15 protein-coding genes are annotated in these 17397 nt (G+C 42.5%); 8 read left to right on the forward strand and 7 right to left on the reverse strand.

The features are described from left to right. Positions 1 to 95: 95 nt before the first annotated feature. Entirely contained in the window at positions 96 to 566 is a 471-nt protein-coding gene (locus AC25Y5_RS03560; RefSeq protein WP_488139124.1) for a YusW family protein, read from the forward strand. A gap of 61 nt (positions 567 to 627) precedes the next feature. On the opposite strand, the gene AC25Y5_RS03565 is transcribed toward AC25Y5_RS03560, so the two are convergent. Together AC25Y5_RS03565 and AC25Y5_RS03570 are read right to left on the reverse strand one after the other, a co-directional pair. After that, on the reverse strand, positions 628 to 2457 hold the full coding sequence (locus tag AC25Y5_RS03565; RefSeq protein WP_488139125.1) for an ABC transporter ATP-binding protein: 1830 nt from the start codon (positions 2455 to 2457) through the stop codon (positions 628 to 630). Further along, positions 2438 to 4180, reverse strand: coding sequence for an ABC transporter ATP-binding protein (locus AC25Y5_RS03570; RefSeq protein ID WP_488139126.1), 1743 nt, complete (start codon positions 4178 to 4180; stop codon positions 2438 to 2440). The genes AC25Y5_RS03565 and AC25Y5_RS03570 overlap by 20 nt, the downstream gene beginning before the upstream one ends. A 238-nt stretch (positions 4181 to 4418) precedes the next feature. Here AC25Y5_RS03570 and AC25Y5_RS03575 point away from each other — a divergent pair, with 238 nt between their 5' ends. The 4 genes from AC25Y5_RS03575 to AC25Y5_RS03590 are packed head-to-tail and all read left to right on the forward strand — an operon-like array spanning position 4419 to position 7108. Continuing rightward, a complete protein-coding gene (locus AC25Y5_RS03575; RefSeq protein ID WP_488139127.1) occupies positions 4419 to 4802 on the forward strand; it encodes a GntR family transcriptional regulator in 384 nt (127 codons plus the stop codon). Beyond that, positions 4799 to 5707, forward strand: a complete 909-nt coding sequence (locus AC25Y5_RS03580) for an ATP-binding cassette domain-containing protein (RefSeq protein ID WP_488139128.1) — start codon at positions 4799 to 4801, stop codon at positions 5705 to 5707. The genes AC25Y5_RS03575 and AC25Y5_RS03580 overlap by 4 nt, the downstream gene beginning before the upstream one ends. Beyond that, entirely contained in the window at positions 5679 to 6428 is a 750-nt protein-coding gene (locus AC25Y5_RS03585; RefSeq protein ID WP_488139129.1) for a hypothetical protein, read from the forward strand. The genes AC25Y5_RS03580 and AC25Y5_RS03585 overlap by 29 nt, the downstream gene beginning before the upstream one ends. After that, positions 6428 to 7108 carry a hypothetical protein gene (locus tag AC25Y5_RS03590; protein ID WP_488139130.1) on the forward strand — a complete coding sequence of 227 codons (681 nt, stop codon included), beginning with the start codon at positions 6428 to 6430 and terminating at the stop codon, positions 7106 to 7108. The genes AC25Y5_RS03585 and AC25Y5_RS03590 overlap by 1 nt, the downstream gene beginning before the upstream one ends. A gap of 37 nt (positions 7109 to 7145) precedes the next feature. On the opposite strand, the gene AC25Y5_RS03595 is transcribed toward AC25Y5_RS03590, so the two are convergent. Then, positions 7146 to 8045, reverse strand: a complete 900-nt coding sequence (locus AC25Y5_RS03595) for a DMT family transporter (protein WP_488139131.1) — start codon at positions 8043 to 8045, stop codon at positions 7146 to 7148. A 132-nt stretch (positions 8046 to 8177) separates the two neighbouring features. Between AC25Y5_RS03595 and AC25Y5_RS03600 the strand changes: the two genes are divergently transcribed. After that, complete coding sequence (locus tag AC25Y5_RS03600) at positions 8178 to 9836, forward strand: sensor domain-containing protein (protein WP_488139132.1); 1659 nt, start codon at positions 8178 to 8180, stop codon at positions 9834 to 9836. Positions 9837 to 9880: 44 nt separating this feature from the next. Here the strand turns inward: AC25Y5_RS03600 and AC25Y5_RS03605 are convergent, their stop codons facing one another. From AC25Y5_RS03605 to AC25Y5_RS03615, 3 genes are all read right to left on the reverse strand, one after another. Then, on the reverse strand, positions 9881 to 10336 hold the full coding sequence (locus AC25Y5_RS03605) for a threonine/serine exporter family protein (protein ID WP_488139133.1): 456 nt from the start codon (positions 10334 to 10336) through the stop codon (positions 9881 to 9883). A 19-nt stretch (positions 10337 to 10355) separates the two neighbouring features. Beyond that, positions 10356 to 11102, reverse strand: a complete 747-nt coding sequence (locus AC25Y5_RS03610) for a threonine/serine exporter family protein (protein WP_488139134.1) — start codon at positions 11100 to 11102, stop codon at positions 10356 to 10358. Between the two features lie 437 nt (positions 11103 to 11539). Further along, entirely contained in the window at positions 11540 to 13681 is a 2142-nt protein-coding gene (locus AC25Y5_RS03615; RefSeq protein ID WP_488139135.1) for a beta-propeller domain-containing protein, read from the reverse strand. A gap of 599 nt (positions 13682 to 14280) precedes the next feature. On the opposite strand from AC25Y5_RS03615, the gene AC25Y5_RS03620 reads away from it, so the two are divergent. Next, positions 14281 to 15768, forward strand: coding sequence for a DASS family sodium-coupled anion symporter (locus AC25Y5_RS03620; RefSeq protein WP_488139136.1), 1488 nt, complete (start codon positions 14281 to 14283; stop codon positions 15766 to 15768). 163 nt (positions 15769 to 15931) lie between these two features. Next, positions 15932 to 16813 (forward strand): SDR family oxidoreductase, encoded by an 882-nt coding sequence (locus tag AC25Y5_RS03625; protein WP_488139137.1) that lies wholly within the window; start codon positions 15932 to 15934, stop codon positions 16811 to 16813. A gap of 192 nt (positions 16814 to 17005) precedes the next feature. Here the strand turns inward: AC25Y5_RS03625 and AC25Y5_RS03630 are convergent, their stop codons facing one another. Then, positions 17006 to 17389, reverse strand: a complete 384-nt coding sequence (locus AC25Y5_RS03630) for a VOC family protein (RefSeq protein WP_488139138.1) — start codon at positions 17387 to 17389, stop codon at positions 17006 to 17008. Positions 17390 to 17397: the final 8 nt, after the last annotated feature.

Below are 17397 nucleotides of genomic sequence, written 5' to 3' on the forward strand. Positions count from 1 at the left end.
TCGTTTTTTTCAATTGATATACGTATTTTGTTTAGAACGCTGTATTATAGGCAAAATACATAAGAAGGCTAACAATATGAAAGGTTGTGTGTATATTGAAAAAACAATATAGAATAGGTGCAATTCTTTTAATCGGTGCATTGGTGTTAGGCGCATGTGGTAACCTCGGAAAAAATGCCGATGAGCCTAACCGTGAAGACGCTGATATTATTCTTGAAAGTGAGAAAGAAGGCGGGTCTATCGAAACGGGTGACGGCTATGGCTTCTCTTCGTTTGACCTCGACATTGATGTAGGTGGAAAAGATGCGATTGAAGCAGACTATGATGTCAAAAAAAGTGCGGAAGCAGAATATGAAAACAAATTAGAGAGCGTCAAGTTAAAAGACAGCGCCGCTATGGATGAATTCAATTTATTCTTTTTAGATATCCGCATTACAAAAGACACACCTAAACAAGAAGTAATCGACAACATCCTAAAGTGGTATAAACTGGACACATATTCAAAATTCGAGCTTGAAGTCGAATTTGACGATGGCACGCTTCTCGATATAGAAGAAAAGAAATAATTTATTTAAAAGGCTGCAGGGACATTTTAATATGTCTCTGCAGCCTTTTAAATTCTAATCGCTATACTTTTGATTCCAAAAGCATGTTGTAATAAACGCCTTGTCGCTCAATTAACTCTTCTTGATTTCCTGATTCAATGAGTTTCCCCTGTTCCATAACATAGACGGTATCGGCTTTCCGAACTGTGTTCAGTCTATGTGCAATAACGAAACTGGTTCTACCTTCCATTAGACATTCGAGTGCTTCCTGGATTTCCAGTTCTGTGATGGTATCGATACTGCTCGTCGCTTCATCAAGAAGTAAGAGTACTGGATCTGCAACGAGTGCCCTGGCAATTGACAGCAATTGCTTCTGACCTTGCGAAATCTCGCTACCATCCGATGTAAGTATAGTCTCGTACCCATTTTCAAGCCGGCTAATGAAGCTATGTGCATTGGCCTGTTTCGCAGCGATGATTACCTCTTCGTCAGTGGCGTCAAGTTTTCCGTAGCGGATATTTTCAAATACTGTCGCTTCAAAGAGAAAGGGATCTTGCAAGACGAATGCAGTCTGACTGCGCAGCGTTTTTCGCGGCAACTTGCTAATCGGAATGCCATCGATATAAATTTCTCCTTTATCGACTTCGTAAAACCTAGCTAGCAATTGCATAATTGTTGTCTTTCCTGCCCCTGTTGCGCCGACAAACGCCGCCGTTTCACCTGATTTCACATGGAAAGATACATCGTCAATCGTATAGCCGTCCGTTTCAACTGCGTAACCGAATGACACATTGCGGAATTTGATATCCCCTCGCAGTGTTGTATTTCCAAATTCTGTTGCTTCGTCTTTCTCAATAGGCTCATCCATTATCTTGAATACCCTCTCAGCCCCCGCAATTGCTGAAAGAACAGTGTTGAACTGGTTAGCAAGATCGTTGAGTGGACGTGTAAACTGACGTGCAAATTCCGAGAAGATAACGATTGTTCCAACTGTAACAACCCCATCCCCTCTTAAAGCAAGTAATCCACCAACTCCTGCAACGACTGCAAAACTGGCATTGTTCAGCATGTTCATCACTTTGGGGATAAACCCGGAATAGGTCAACGCCCAGAATCCGGTACGACGAAGCCTGTCACTCTTCTGTGCAAATTCCTCCATCACACGGTCTTCCTGCGAGAACGCTTTGACTATACGCTGACCGGAAATGGTCTCTTCAATCATTCCATTCAATTCACCGACCGCCCGTTGTTGTTCTTTAAACAACAACCCAGTACGACGGGTAATCCATCGTATCGCTATGAACATGATAGGCACAATAATCATTGTCAGTAGTGTCAGAAGTGGACTTAAGTAAAGCATGACAGCAAATGTCCCCGTCAGTGTCAAAACACTTGAAAACACTTGGATGAAAGAGGAGTTCAGCGTTTGACTGACGTTCTCAATATCGTTTGTAATCCGGCTCATCAGTTCTCCATGTTGCCGTTTATCGAAAAATGTGACCGGTAATTTTTGCAGATGGGCAAACAGGCTTGTTCGCAAACGAAAAACTGTCTGCTGAGCAATACCTACCATCCAATAGTTCTGAAAGTACATGGCAAACGATATGCCAATATAAATTGCGATTAGCAATCCTATATTGCCGCCTAGACCTGCAAAGTTCATCGGAATAATGTAGTTATCAATAATTTTCCCGATCATCAACGGTCCGAGCAATGCCAAAATCGAACTGACAAAAACAAGTGAAAGCACTGCAATTAGCAGGCTTCTCTGCTCATCTACAAGTTTCCAAATCCGGTATAGGACCGATTTCCAATTGCCGGCACGTTCTTTCTTCTTTTTACCTTTGCCTTGAATATCTTCTTTGGATAGGATAGGCTCGTAGCCGAACGGTTTACGAATCGTGCGTAACATCGGCGGCCACCTCCTCGTCGGATTGAGATTCTGCAATTTTTCGGTACAATTCAGATTGCAGAATCAAGTCGTCATGTGTTCCGTAGCCGACAACTTTCCCTTCATCCAGAAGAAGAATTTTGTCTGCGCCTTGTGCAGTCCTGATTTTTTGTGTTACAACGAGCATTGTCGCCTCTTCCCCTTCAAGCGCATCCCATAACGCAGTTTCCGTTTTCACGTCAAGTGCACTTGTGCTGTCGTCAAGAATCAGGATAGATGGTTTTCGCACAAGCGCACGTGCGATGGATAATCGCTGCTTTTGACCGCCTGATAAGTTGACGCCTTTCTGTCCGACCCGTGTCCCATATTTTAGTGGGAACAAATCAATTGATTCATGGATTTGCGCTTTCTTCGCTGCCTCTTCCAACTCATCGACATGCGCTTCGGTATCTCCCCACGATAAATTTTCCAAAATGGACCCTGTAAATAAAACCGATTGCTGTGGAACGAGTCCGATTGTATCCCGCAAGTCTTTCAACGGCCATTCATCCACTTCTGTCCCAGACACATATATTTCACCAGAACTCTTTTCGAAAATCCGAGGAATGAGGTTAAGTAAAGTGGATTTCCCAGAGCCAGTTGCCCCCATGATTGCTAGCTTTTCACCGGAGGATACATGGAATGACACTTTATCCAAAATCGGTTCCATTTTACCCGGGTACATGAACGACACGTTTTCGAATCGTAAATCGCCTTCATTGCGCAGCAGTCCTGTACTTTCTAAACGATGGATTTCCAGGTCTTCATTCGCAAGTAGCACTTCTTCCATCCTCTCGGAAGAAGCTTTCGCACGCGAGAATGCAATGATGATGAATGAGAACATAGAGAATGCACCAGTCATACGCATCGCATAGTTGACGATTGCGACCAGCTCCCCCACTTGCGCTCCTCCGTCACGAACTTCAATTGCACCAAACCATAGCACAGCCATTAAACTGGCGTTCATAACCAACAGTAGAATTGGCAAGATAAGTTCCATCATCCGCATCGCTTTTACAGTATCTTTTCTTAACAGATCTGATACTTTGGAAAAACGGCTCGCTTCATAAGCCCCACGTAAAAAAGCTTTTATAAGCCGAACCGCTTGTAAGTTTTCTTGAATTACACGGTTTACCCGATCTAGCCTTTTCTGGACGTGGGAAAAGTAACGAACTCCTTTCTTCGCCATGATATAAAGAAAGACCAGCAATAATGGTGCCCCTACCACAAGGAACAACGCGAGTTTTACATTAACAAAAAAAGCCATGATTAAACTACCTATAACAAGCAACGGCGCACGCAACATGATTCGTAGCCCCATAAACAGGACGTTCTGTGCCATCGTTACATCACTCGTCAGACGCGTGATCAGTCCCGATGTTGGGAACCTGAGAAATGTCGCCATGGTAAACGCCTGAACTTGACGGAAAAGCGCCTGACGCAAATCAAATCCAAAACTTTGTGCAGCATGTGCAGCGAAAAATGAATTGATGGCCCCCGAAAAGAATGCCACAAAAGCCAACCCCATCATGACGCTTCCCCACGTCCAAATAACAGTCTCATTTCCCGCCAAGATGCCATCGTCGATAATTTTAGCAATGAGGAGCGGCTGTATCAGTTCTACCGACAACTCCAGAAGCATAAGAAATAGTGCAATTACAATTGGCCATTTGTATGGCAATGCATAAGAAAAAACAGTTTTCATCTCACTGACCCCCAAAAACTCTTTCGTTTCACGAATTACTTCTTGATAAGCTAATTATGCCACAGGTACTAGGCTGTGTATAGCCAATACGACTGAATTGTGAGACATCTTAACCTAGGAAATATTGCATCTAAAGTACTTTGAATTAAAATGTTTAAATAATCGGATTGCACTTCTTTTCAAATTAACGTATAGTACATTACAACAGTAATGCACTATCAATAAGGAGGTCAAGTGAATGCTCGATATGGGCGGCTCAAAACCGATTTACTTACAAATCGCGGAATGGCTTGAGACGGAAATAATCGATGGAACCCTTCCGCCCGATGTAAAAGTCTACTCCCAGTACCAATTGGCCGAACTATTTACGATTAATCCAGCTACAGCTGGAAAAGGATTGACATTATTACTTGAAGCCGAAGTCGTTTACAAGCGCCGTGGTCTCGGCATGTTTGTTGCACCAGATGCACGCGACAAACTGCTAAAAAAACGCAAAGAAGAGAAACTACGGCAACTCATCATAGACTTACTCAACGAAGCCACGCTTCTCCAAGTCGATGATTCACATTTGCTGTCGCTGATCAAAGAGGAACGTTCGCGGAAAAAGGAGGAAAAATCATGAATGTAATTGATTTCACTGATGTCACAAAGAAGTTTGGCAGGCGTACTGTCCTGAACCAGATGAATTTCAGTATTCGGGAAAACGTTCTGACAGGGATCATCGGACGCAATGGCGTTGGCAAATCTACGTTGATGAAAATAGCCGCCGGACATATCCAAGCTACATCAGGAGATGTCGAAGTGTTTTCAGACAATCCTTTTAACAGTTTGAAAGTGTCTGCAAACTCCATTCTGATTGACGATACAATGAGCTTTTCTGACAAACTGACACTACAAGATATTTTAATAGAATCAAATCGTTTCTACCCAAACTGGGATGCGCCACTTGCGCAAGGTTTGTTCGATTATTTCAGTTTCCATTCAGAAGCTCGTCATATTGACCTTTCAAAAGGAAAGAAGAGTACCTTCAATGCTATTATCGGCCTGGCTTCACATTGCCCGCTGACGATTTTCGACGAACCCACTACCGGAATGGATACGATTGCTCGGAAAGACTTTTACCGCGCGCTCCTAAAAGATTATATCGCGCATCCCAGAACCATTCTAGTATCTAGTCATCACCTTGAAGAAATTGAAGACTTACTTGAAGATATCCTTTTGGTTCATAACAAAGCAGTTCTCTTTCACAATTCCATTACAGAGTTACAAGAAATGTTTGTCCGTCTGATTGGTAAAAGCGAGAAATTGCTTGAGTACGTTTCGATAAAAGAAACGTTTGGTTGCCAGATGAATGGTTCATATAGTGAATTCCTTTTTAAAAACACCTTCACTTCTGATGAATTGATGCACCTCTCTCAACAAGACATTAAAATAGTGCCCGTCTCAGCAAATGATGCATACGTTGCATTGACTACCGGTACAAAAGGAGGGATTGATGATGTATTTAACGGAACCAAGCCTGTATGACATTGTCAAAAAACAATTTCTTCATAAATTGAATGCCTACACTAGCGTCTTCAGCTCACTACTCATTATACAACTGATTGGACTCTTTATAGGCTTTGAAAACGGGGGTGGAGGCGGATCCAGTGGAGGTACAGTAATAACTGAATATACCTTTTCAACCGGTGATGTACCTGTACTCTTCACACTATTTTGGGCTCTTTTAACGGGTATCCTTGTCACAACACTAGCCTATCGCAACGATGCTTTTTCATTCGTATCAAACCGGATTAGCCACAACTTATCCAGCATTCTCTTTTTAATGCTCGCATCCGTCATTGCCGGTATTACAGCAGTCCTAGCGGGTTCCGTTATTAAGTTATTCTCATTATTCCAAAGTGATCTCTTGATTAATGAAGCTTCAGGGCTACTCAGTTCTCCAGCCGACTTTTTCATTAGGATTGCGACTTCCATTCTTTATACCTTGCTGTTTGCAAGCCTAGGTTATGTGACGGGTTCGTTCATCCAGCGTAGCAAGCTTGTCATTCCACTATTACTCGTTGCATTTTTCATAGTTCCCATGCTCCGATTAGATGTGGGAGGCATAAATTTAATGGGAAAAGTCGTCTTTTTCTATGGTACTGAAACGTCGTTGCTTATTTTCCTTATAAAAATAGTTGTGACGGTTTGTGTGCTCTTTGCTATTTCCATCGCACTTACGAATAATACGGAGGTGAGGAAATAATGTTCTCACTCTTACCTTTGATAGTCATAGGTTTAATTGTCTGGTTCCTTTTGCGGGCGAAGAAAAAATCGAAACGTCAAGTCAATAAAAAATGGACGTATGTATTTTTGGCAACATACGCCGCAATTTTGCTAATTGCGACAATCGCTGTAGAACTAATTGACACAGATTCTTTTACCACTCAACCTAGAGTGGGATCAGAGGAACAATTCGATCATGTAGGGGTTGCTATCTACGAGGGGGACATCAGTTCTATCGATCCTGCTACGATTCTTGAAAAAAGATCGCACACAATAGCAGATACGCTTGCAATAACTGCAAGCTCCACTATGGATTCCATGATAATTGTTGAACGAAAAAGTGTAAACGATGGGCTTATTGAAGAGACACTCATTAAACCACTACTCTTAATAGGTGAATTTGACTTTTCAGATAAAGTGAACTATAAAGTACCCGAGTGGACAGCCGATTCCGTCCACTTTCCGCGACCCCCTGTGACGGAAATCAGCTATACCACTTATCAGGAAGCCTATTTACTAAATCAGTTCACAAAGATACCGCGGCAAAGAAGTAATTCCCATAATTCAGTGGAGCGCCCGCTTGCTATTCATCTACTCGTTCCAAAGGACTTAGTCATTACAGCAGACGAAAATCTTTATATTAACTTTGTCGATAACTAAAACAAGAACCGGCTCCCAATCGGGACCGGTTCTTGTTTTAGTTTCTAGCTCTACTTCCCGCTATTGATAGCCATGCTACGCCTACAAGCATGATGATTGCTCCTGTGAGTTGCCAATTACCAAGCATTTGGCCGAACCATAGAACGGAAATAATCATTGCCGTAAGTGGTTCAAAGCTCGATAATACGCTCGTTTCCACAGCTGTTATATATTTCATGCTACCTAGGAACAAGACAAACGCTAGTGTACCGATGATGATAACTAGGAGAAGCATCATTGATATTTTCCAATCCAATAGATAATGTAATTCTGTTATGAACGTCATTGGATTTATAATAAGCAGGATACTCCCACCGATAAGCATACCCCAACCAACTACCAATAACACGCCCCATTCAGCCATTAGCCGCGCAGGATAAAGTGTATAAAAAGCAAATGAAAAACCTACTAATACTCCCCAAATAATCGCTTCCTTGCTCAAAGAAAAGTCTGTTAAAGAACCATTTGTAAGAAGTAAAAATAGCCCTACAATGGTTACAGACATACCTAGTACTTGGGCACCCGGTGGATGGGCTTTCTGCTTCCAAGACACGAAGGCGATGACGTAAATTGGCGCAAGAAATTGAAACAACGTAGCAATTACCGCATTACTTGTACTAATGGAAGCCAGAAATGAATACTGAACTGCCATCATCCCAAATATCCCAAAAATAATCATTTGACGTAACCAAACTTTTTGCTGCAGCGGAAGCATTATTTTTTTACCTTTTAACTTCAGAGACACAAGTACAAATACCCCTGCGAGAAGAAGACGTGTTATAAGCATGAATGGAATTGATAACTGACTGTTTGCAAGAATCCACTCCATCATAGGTCCCGTCGCTCCCCAAAGCATCGCTCCGAAGACAATCATAGTGATGCCTTTCAATCTCCCCATCTTGCCCCTCCTCCAATCTGACTATTTATCTACCATTATCGATATTCACTATGAATTTAGCATTTTCATGATGTACAGACGCCATATCTTCTTTATAATGGTAGTATCCCATACCCGGAAGGAGGCATTTATATGAAACCAGATTTTGGACTATTCGTGCCCGAACTACCGGACATAATGAAAAGTCTCGAACAATTTTACATGGTAACCCGAACAAACGCCGAAGGTTCGATAATATATACAAACAAAAAATTTTTAGACATAAGCAAATGGACGCCAAAACGTGTAATTGGCAGATCCCTGTGGCAAATGTTCCCCGAAACAGATCGTGGACAAGAACAAGCTTATGTCATTTGGGATAGCGTAAAAAGCGGAAACACATGGTTTGGCACGGTGGAAAAGGTTACACGCTTCGGCGAACCTTACTTTGTCAATCTGATTGCAATTCCGATTAAGTCAGACATTGACGATAAAAATAGCTCTTTCACTTTTCTCGAATTGGACATTACTGCCGATATAGAATTACGTGATCAGCTTCAACAAATTGCTTTTATCGACTACGAAACAGGACTGATGAGCCGTTACAAACTTGAGACGGTTGTAAATGATTTAATCGAAGAGACAAAACACTTCTCCTTAGTCTTCATAAGCATTGATCACTATTATACATTGAAAGATTTACAATCATCTGAATCCAAGGCAGAACTAGTCAAATCATTTTCAAACCGACTAAAGCGTTACTTCCAGGATAATCTGATTGCCAGGGTCGGTGTCAATGAATTTATCGTTCTGACTTCTTTCGGTGATTGGTATGTACAGGGGTTCCTAATATTCCTTGAACAGAATCCAATTTACATCGACAACTTCGCCTTGTCACTACCTATCAGCGGAGGCATCGTTCGTTATCCTGAAGATCAACAAACGTATAATCATTTGATGAAAGCTGCACTCGCCGCCACTAAAGATGTTGTTGGAAACGGTGGAGGAAAAATATCTTCCTTATCAGCAGCATCGCACAAAGTATTGAATAGACGGGCAACCATCGATAAAAAAATGCTCACTGCGCTTAACCACAATAATTTACAAGTCGCCTATCAACCGCAGTTGGATATCGCTTCAGGTAAAGTAACGCTATACGAAGCTCTTGTCCGATGGGAAGATGACGAATTAGGTACAATCATGCCTGATGAACTTATTCCAATCGCCGAAGAAAACGGTCTCATCCATGACATCGGAGCTTTCGTTCTCGAAGAAGCCGCAAAGCTTGCAGCATCTTGGTATAGGCAGAGATTCAACATTGGTATTTCAGTGAACTCTTCTGTGAGGGAGTTTAGCAATGCTAATATGAAGGACAAAATAATTAATATCCTTGAGACAACTCAATGTCCCGCCAACTACATCGAACTTGAGATTACAGAGAAATTTGCTTTTCAGGCAGAAGAGGAAAATTCCATCAACCTTCAAATGAAAGCGCTACAAGACGCGGGAATCGAATTCGCACTCGACGACTTTGGTACAGGCTACGCATCATTCCGCTATATGCAACATTTACCGATTACAAAGGTGAAAATCGATAAGCTCTTTATCCACTCTTTAACACGACAGCCGAAAACGCAGCAACTCGTTGAAGGAATGATCCGATTCAGTAAATCAATGGGCCTCTATGTTGTTGCGGAAGGTGTTGAAACGAAAGAACAATTCGACCTTCTTAAAAAAATGGGTGTAGATGCTGTTCAAGGCTACTATATTGGTATACCCGTTACATCGGACAACATCACTTTCGAGGATTAATAATAATGAAATGGAGTGTCTCTTAGCAAAAGAGCACTCCATTTTTATGCTACCTTGCTTCTTTTCCTACCAATACCTGACCGGAAAATGAGCTGTATAATTACCTCCGCAAAAACGAGCCCCATTGCGATTGCACCGGACACCATGAAAGCCCCTGAAGCATAAGAAATTGCAGTCAGGTAATCCTTTTCAACAATATGACGCATCGCATTATAGGCCATCCCACCCGGAACGAGCGGAATGATTCCCGCGACACTGAATATGATCATCGGAGTTCGAAAACGTTTGGCAAAAATCGTCGCTACTAGCGCTACCATGAATGCGCCTAGGAAGGAAGCCAGCATTGGATCACCCGATAGCCTATTAAACACGCTATAAACCAGCCAGCCCGTCATCCCTACAAAACCACAATAAAATAGCATTCTACGAGGGGCATTGAAAATAATTCCAAATCCTGTCGCGGCGAGAAAACTAAGAACCGCTTGAATAATCCACGTCAAGACCTCACTCCTTTTTCATTCAAAAAGATAAGACGAGTGCTACACCTGCTCCGATTGCAAACGCAGTCAGAAAGGCTTCTGCCCCTTTTGATAATCCGGACATGAAATGCCCCGCCATCATGTCGCGCACAGCGTTTGTAATTAATAGTCCTGGAACGAGCGGCATGACAGATCCAATAATTATCTTATCGAGCTCGGTTCCTAATCCAATCTGCACCGCAACAAAGCCGGTTAGTCCTATGAAGAGTGATGCAACAAATTCAGCGAAAAACTTCACTCTAGTCAGCTCGTGAATTTTAGTCACAATGACGTAGCCAACACCCCCCGCGAAGATAGCGACAGGTATGTCCTTCCAAAGACCTTCATACATAATTAGAAAGCACCCACTTGCAATGGCAGCTGCGATGATTTGCAGCCATAATGGGAACATAACATTCGCTTTTTCGATTTCTTGAAGTTTCGTGTATGCTTCCTCGAGTGTGTAGTGATCAGTTGATAATTTGCGCGAAACATCATTAACGAGCGCTACCTTTTCAAGATCAGTCGTGCGGTCCTTTATCCGAACCAGTCTCGTATGGTGTGGGCTACCCGGCGAAAAGATAATACCTGTCGGAATCACAAAACTATGAGTAGCTGATAATTGCTGTGTTTCAGCCATACGTGCCATCGTATCTTCCACCCGATAGGTCTCGGCTCCAGCTTCCATCATTAAACGTCCCGCGAGCAAACAACAATCAATTGCCATCTCTTTATCCACTATTGGCATAATCCACACCCCCCTCTGTACTTGTAGACAATCGTTCAATTCCAATCTATTTAAGCTATTTTCATAATAGAGGATTATGTATTTAATATTAGAACAAGGTTGATTTACACTCCAGGCGGACGCTTTCCGCGGGCACGTCTTCAATCTCCTCGTCACTGCGTTCCTGCGGGGCTTTCCGCTCGTGCTGCTCCCGCTGGAGTCGCCGCCTTCCGTTACAATCAACAGAACTTATCTATGCAAACGAATAATTGATTACCAAATTAAGTTAATATAGGGTTTTCAATTAAAATAAGCAATTATGAAATCGACTCATTTAAATAATCTTATCGTTGCTGGCGGAAAATAACAATGAACAATTAGGTTATCATCCCCTTAGCTAAATTTGTCCATAAGAAAAGACCCGGCACATAACCGGATCTGTCTGACTCGATTTGCATTCAGTTAATTTGTATACTGCTGATTGGCGCGTACGTATCAAGTGAATAGTTGTTAATTTCTTTCATTGAAATCGTATACAGAACATCCTTATTGTAGAGCATACGCTGGACTTCGTTTTCCCATTCCTCATATTGTTCTCCAGGGGTACTTTTTTTAAGCAAATCTCCTTTTAAGACGATACCGTTTTCCGGTGTAATTTCATAAACCAAAGCACCTGAACTTTGGAACTCAATGCTGTCTTTCCCCTTTTCATCGTAAATTGAGATGGGAAAGCCATATAATTTTCGTTCTTTATGTTGAAACAGCGCTTTGTGATCATATTGGAGTTGTGAATGGGTCCCTCTACCGCCGATGATTTCAGTGTCCTTTTCAATTGGATTATTGAAATCGGATACGTCAAATAAAGAAATTTTCATACCCATCGTCATAATGAAGGGTTCTCCGCCTTGCGGATTCTTTTCAGCAATCGTTTCATAGCCAAAACCGATTAGATGGTTATCGTCAAGTGGATGCAGGTAATTGCTAAATCCCGGTATTTTCAATTCTCCGAGCACTTTCGGGGCAGCTGGATCAGCCACATCGATAACGAATAACGGATCCGTTTCGCGGAAAGTAACCATATAAGCTTTATCCCCCATGAAGCGTGCAGAGTAGATTCTTTCCCCTTTCGCAAGGCCTTCGACCGATCCCGTTTGTTTTAGGTTTTCATCTAAAATGAATAGATGATTTTGAGACGGCTTCTTTTCATCCCACATATTCCCTTCTGTTGTTACGACGCGGAAATAGCCGTTATGCTCATCCATTGAAAACTGGTTTAATAAATGACCTTTCAACGTGGCGGAGCTGTGGAATGCAACATCTGTTTTATTCAAATTAAATTTGAATAGTTCACTGTTTGCACTACCTGGATTCCAAATCATTTTACTGGAAGTAGAGGCATTCGTTTCGTAAATTGTTGCTGTGAGATACAAGTTATCTTTGGACATATAAAGCTGCTCACTGCCGCCGAGATAACCTTTTGTCATGACCTTACTTTCTGCTGGCGATGTAAGGTCGATAGCCGTAATGACCGAGTAGGATGGTTCCATCGCTCCAGGAAGAATTGCGATATCCGTATAGTTTAGTAGTGTTGCCTCTTTGTCTTCCGTCGAGTCATATACTTGCGGGCGGAGTAAGTCTCCTTCGACATTCTTCACACCCCAAAAATTCGGCCAAACATTTGTCACGAAGTACAGCATATTACCTGTCTTCCGCGCACCATTTAAATGACCTTCTGTGCCAATTTCCCGAATTAGTTTGGGATTCTCTGGATTGGAAATGCTATACATTCGCACGGTTGTCATTCCGTTCACGGGTCTACTCATTTCAGACTTCGCATCGCCTTCCTCATAATGATGTGGTACATATTTATCGCCTAAAACGATTAGTGTGTCATCATGCAGAAACAATTGGGAAGGGTAATACTCGTCTTCCATTTTAATTTCTGCTACTTTTTTAACTTTCTCTGGGTTGCGAATATCGGTAATTGCAACTTTATTATTACCAATTCCTACGGTGTAGATATAGTTGCCGTCCGTCTTCACAGAGTCGGCTTCATCGACCCCTTCAACTTGGTTATTCGTTGTTGAATGGTCTCCTCCCCCGCCCGCACTAGATTCAACTGAATCAGCTTTAGAATTTGTTGACTCTTCCGTAGCCATTACATCTGTCGACTGCATAGATTTTGCTCGTTCGAAATACGCTATCAGCTCTTTTTCTGAGGCGACGGACTCGATTGTTTCATGCACTGTGAACTTAATTTCTTCAATTGGAAGTGATGTAAGGTATTTCCCGTTTACTGCATTTTTATTGACATGGAGGGCATACGAGCCTGGCGTAAGACCTTTTACGTGGAGCGTCTTATCTGTATTGGTAAGCGCGATGCCCGTGTCTATCCGCTTTCCATTTTGGTCAGTAATGTACAAATCATCTGTTCCTAGCGCATCTTTCTTCAAAGCCGTGGAGAAGGTTGCGCTCCATCCTCTTTCCGATAGCGCAATACCTGACGCAGTGACGGTCACTCTATCCATTAATAACGCAAAAGAAATTGCAGCTACAGTAACGAAGGCCGTGATAAAAAGCCAAATGATCTTCTTTTTCAATTTGACCAACCCTTTCTTTGTTCTATTACATAATTAGACTGCAATAAATAGATTTCGTTACACTAAACTGAAAATTTTCCCACTTATCATTTTCTTCGATTAAATCCAGATTATTTATTAATGAAATAGTAGTAAATTCAAGGTTAATTTACACTCTAGGCGAACGCTTACTCGTCTCTAGTCAAATAGATTTTTTTAAGTTGGTAGAGCGTAATAAGGAATATCCTAAAGCAGTTGCTTTTCGTTCCAGCGCTCGCTTTCCGCGGGCATGGCTTGAGCCTCCTCGTCCGCTTCGCTCCCTGTGGGGTCTCAAGGCTCATGCTATTCCCGCAGGAGTCGGGCGCTTCCACTACAATCAACGGTACTCATCCATGTAAACGAATATTCTATTAAGAAATCTCTTAAACGTTATAGTTTCCAATTAATAATACAGGTACAAGTGATGATTCCTCATTTTACGTTTCGAATAATGACGTATTCAAGGTAATCTTTGAATTTTCTTTATTTGACGAATTTTGTAGTTTTTACGTGTTTTATCACCTATATAGTATGGGTACAATGAGTATAAGTACGTATAGAGCAGAAAGGTTTGATAACCGTTGGAAACCGCTGAAACGATTAAAAAGCCCAAACGTAATCTGAAACCCTATTGGATTGCCCTTGCGTTTATCGTCATGATTGTCATCATGCTTCTGCCTAATTCGGGCGACGAATTGCCTGTAATGGGGCAGCGCGCACTCGCTATTTTGGCGTTTGCGGTCATTCTATGGATGACCGAAGCGGTAGCTTATCCTGTGAGTTCGGCAATGATTATCGGGCTTCTAGCCGTGTCACTCGGTCTTGCTCCGGATATGGCGAATCCCGACGTCTTGCTTGGCACGAAAGCTGCTCTTTCATTTGCACTCGGCGGATTTTCAAACTCCGCGGTTGCACTTGTGGCCGCCGCTTTATTTTTAGCTGCGGCGATGCAGGCGACAAATCTTCACAAACGGCTTGCGCTGTATATCCTGTCAAAAGTAGGCATAAAAACAGGTGCTATCGTTTTTGGTGCCATCATTGTATCGATTGTTCTGGCGTTTTTCGTGCCAAGTGCTACTGCACGTGCAGGCGCGGTTGTTCCAATTCTTCTCGGGATGGTTGCGGCGTTCGGTTTACCACATAATAGCCGTCTTGGCGCACTTCTTGTCATCACTGCCGTCCAATCAGTCTCAATCTGGAATATCGGCATCAAGACAGGCGCTGCACAAAATATGGTGGCACTCGGTTTCATCGAAAGTGAAATGGGCGTGTCTATCTCCTGGGGAGCATGGTTCATGTATGCTGCTCCATGGTCAATTATCATGTCCGTCGTCCTGTATTTCGTCATGATTAAACTGATTAAGCCTGAAACGCAAGTTGTTGAAGGCGGAACTGAATTGATCCAGGGTCAGCTGAAAGAACTTGGCCCAATTAAATCTTCAGAGAAACGGTTGATTGTAGTCGCTCTCGCCCTTCTGTTCTTCTGGTCAACGGAAGAAGTGCTTCATCCATTTGACACGACGACCGTGACGATTGTGGCGATTGCGATTTTGCTCTCTCCAAAAATTGGCGTCTTTGACTGGAAAACGGTTGAAAAGCTTATTCCGTGGGGAACGATCATCGTATTTGCTGTAGGAATCGCACTAGGTACAGTCCTCTTGGAGACAGGAGGCGCACAATGGCTATCCAATCGGGTGTTTGGCGCAATGGGCCTTGAAAATTTGCCAATTCTTGCGACGATTGCCTTACTATCACTGTTCAACATACTTATCCACTTGGGGTTCGCCAGCGCGACGAGCTTGTCATCGGCACTTATCCCGATTTTCATCGCGCTTACAACGACGATTTCCCTGGATGCGAACAGTGTCGGATTTGTTTTGATCCAACAATTCGTTATCAGCTTCGGTTTCCTTCTTCCAGTCAGCGCACCGCAAAACATGCTTGCCTATGGTACCGGTTCATTTACAGTAAAGGATTTCCTGAAATCTGGTATTGTCCTTACGGTTGTCGGCTATTTACTTATCCTGCTATTCAGTGCAACGTATTGGAAATGGGTCGGACTTCTATAAAGTTCAATCACTCCGAGGCTTTAACAGGGAGGAATTGAACTTCATTCCTGTTGAACGAAGCGCTTGAATTGCCTCAATTACGGCAATATGGGCGTTTTTCGTTTAGTTCATTAATTGACAGGGAATGATTTCTTAAGAAGACCATTCGTAAGGAGGAATTGCTTTGCCAGAAGATAAGTATGAGAAAATTGATAATAAAATTCCAGGACAGACACAAAACGAGCAACCCGGCGTGGAAGCAGAAATGAATCCAGCCCCGATTTATGACGATAAGAATTATAAAGGCTCAGAGAAATTAAAAGGAAAAACCGCATTGATAACAGGTGGAGACAGCGGTATCGGACGCGCAGTTGCTGTCGCATATGCAAAGGAAGGTGCAAATGTCGCTATCGCTTATTTAAGTGAGCAGGAAGATATCGATGCGAACATGACTGTTAAATTGATTGAAGAATATGGCGGGAAAGCGCTAAAAATCCGAATCGACATCAGTGAAGAGGAACATTGTGAGCAATTAATCGATGAAGTAGTTAATGAATTCGGCAGTTTGAATATCCTTGTAAACAATGCTGGAAAACAGTTTCCGCAGGACGATATTTTTTCTATTTCAGCAGATCAACTCCGGGAAACATTTGATACGAACTTCTTCGGATTATTTTATTTGACGAAAGCGGCTTTAAACCATATGACAAATGGCGATTCCATCATTAACACGTCTTCTGTAACGGCGTATAACGGTTCCCCCGGTTTGCTAGATTATTCCGCGACGAAAGGAGCAATTACTTCATTTACCCGCTCGCTAGCGTTGAATTTAGCAGAAAAAGGGATTCGCGTTAACGCCGTAGCACCCGGTCCAATTTGGACGCCACTCATCCCAGCAACGTTCGATGCAAAAAAAGTGCAACAACATGGAGCGGATACACCAGTGAAACGCCGCGGCCAACCCGCAGAAAACGCACCCGCTTATGTGTTTCTGGCATCTACAGATTCCAGTTACATGACAGGTCAAACGCTTCATGTGGATGGAGGTGGTTTTGTAGGATCGTGAACAAGTGACTGTTTTGAAGATTGTCATGACTAGCTGTTACTGTAAGCGATAATTCGCATTTTTTTGCACATCCAACTTTAAAAACCCAGCTAATCTTCACACGAGAAGTTTAGCTGGGTTTCTTACTATTTTACATAAGTTACTGGCGAGGGGCAGGTTATCCTGTTATGAATAATTGCCTGCCGCATAAAGTTACTGCTGTATTATCTGAATAAGGTTTCCGCATGTATCGTCGAAGACCGCAATTGTGACTTCGCCCGCTTTTGTCGGCTCCATAGTAAACTTCACGCCGAGTTTCAATAACCTATCGTACTCTTTGTGAACATCTTCAACACCAAACATCGTTACAGGTATACCTTCTTCGAATAGCTTCTTTTGATACGCTTTGGCTGCTGGATGATTATCTGGTTCGAGCAAAAGCTCAGTGCCTTCTTGCTCTCCTGGAGAAACAAGCGTAATCCACCTAAATTCCCCGCTGGGAACATCGTGCTTTTTTACAAAGTCTAGCGTTTCTGTATAAAACTTTAGTGCCTTGTCTTGATCTTGTACGAATATACTAGTAACAATGATTTTCATATTGTTTT

The organism is Sporosarcina sp. Y1011, assembly GCF_057669885.1.

Coding starts and splice junctions, on each gene's coding strand:
- AC25Y5_RS03565 (WP_488139125.1), bottom strand. CDS start 2,457: ATGTTACGCACGATTCGTAAACCGTTCGGCTACGAGCCTATCCTATCC.
- AC25Y5_RS03570 (WP_488139126.1), bottom strand. CDS start 4,180: ATGAAAACTGTTTTTTCTTATGCATTGCCATACAAATGGCCAATTGTA.
- AC25Y5_RS03575 (WP_488139127.1), top strand. CDS start 4,419: ATGCTCGATATGGGCGGCTCAAAACCGATTTACTTACAAATCGCGGAA.
- AC25Y5_RS03580 (WP_488139128.1), top strand. CDS start 4,799: ATGAATGTAATTGATTTCACTGATGTCACAAAGAAGTTTGGCAGGCGT.
- AC25Y5_RS03585 (WP_488139129.1), top strand. CDS start 5,679: ATGTATTTAACGGAACCAAGCCTGTATGACATTGTCAAAAAACAATTT.
- AC25Y5_RS03590 (WP_488139130.1), top strand. CDS start 6,428: ATGTTCTCACTCTTACCTTTGATAGTCATAGGTTTAATTGTCTGGTTC.
- AC25Y5_RS03595 (WP_488139131.1), bottom strand. CDS start 8,045: ATGGGGAGATTGAAAGGCATCACTATGATTGTCTTCGGAGCGATGCTT.
- AC25Y5_RS03600 (WP_488139132.1), top strand. CDS start 8,178: ATGAAACCAGATTTTGGACTATTCGTGCCCGAACTACCGGACATAATG.
- AC25Y5_RS03610 (WP_488139134.1), bottom strand. CDS start 11,102: ATGCCAATAGTGGATAAAGAGATGGCAATTGATTGTTGTTTGCTCGCG.
- AC25Y5_RS03630 (WP_488139138.1), bottom strand. CDS start 17,389: ATGAAAATCATTGTTACTAGTATATTCGTACAAGATCAAGACAAGGCA.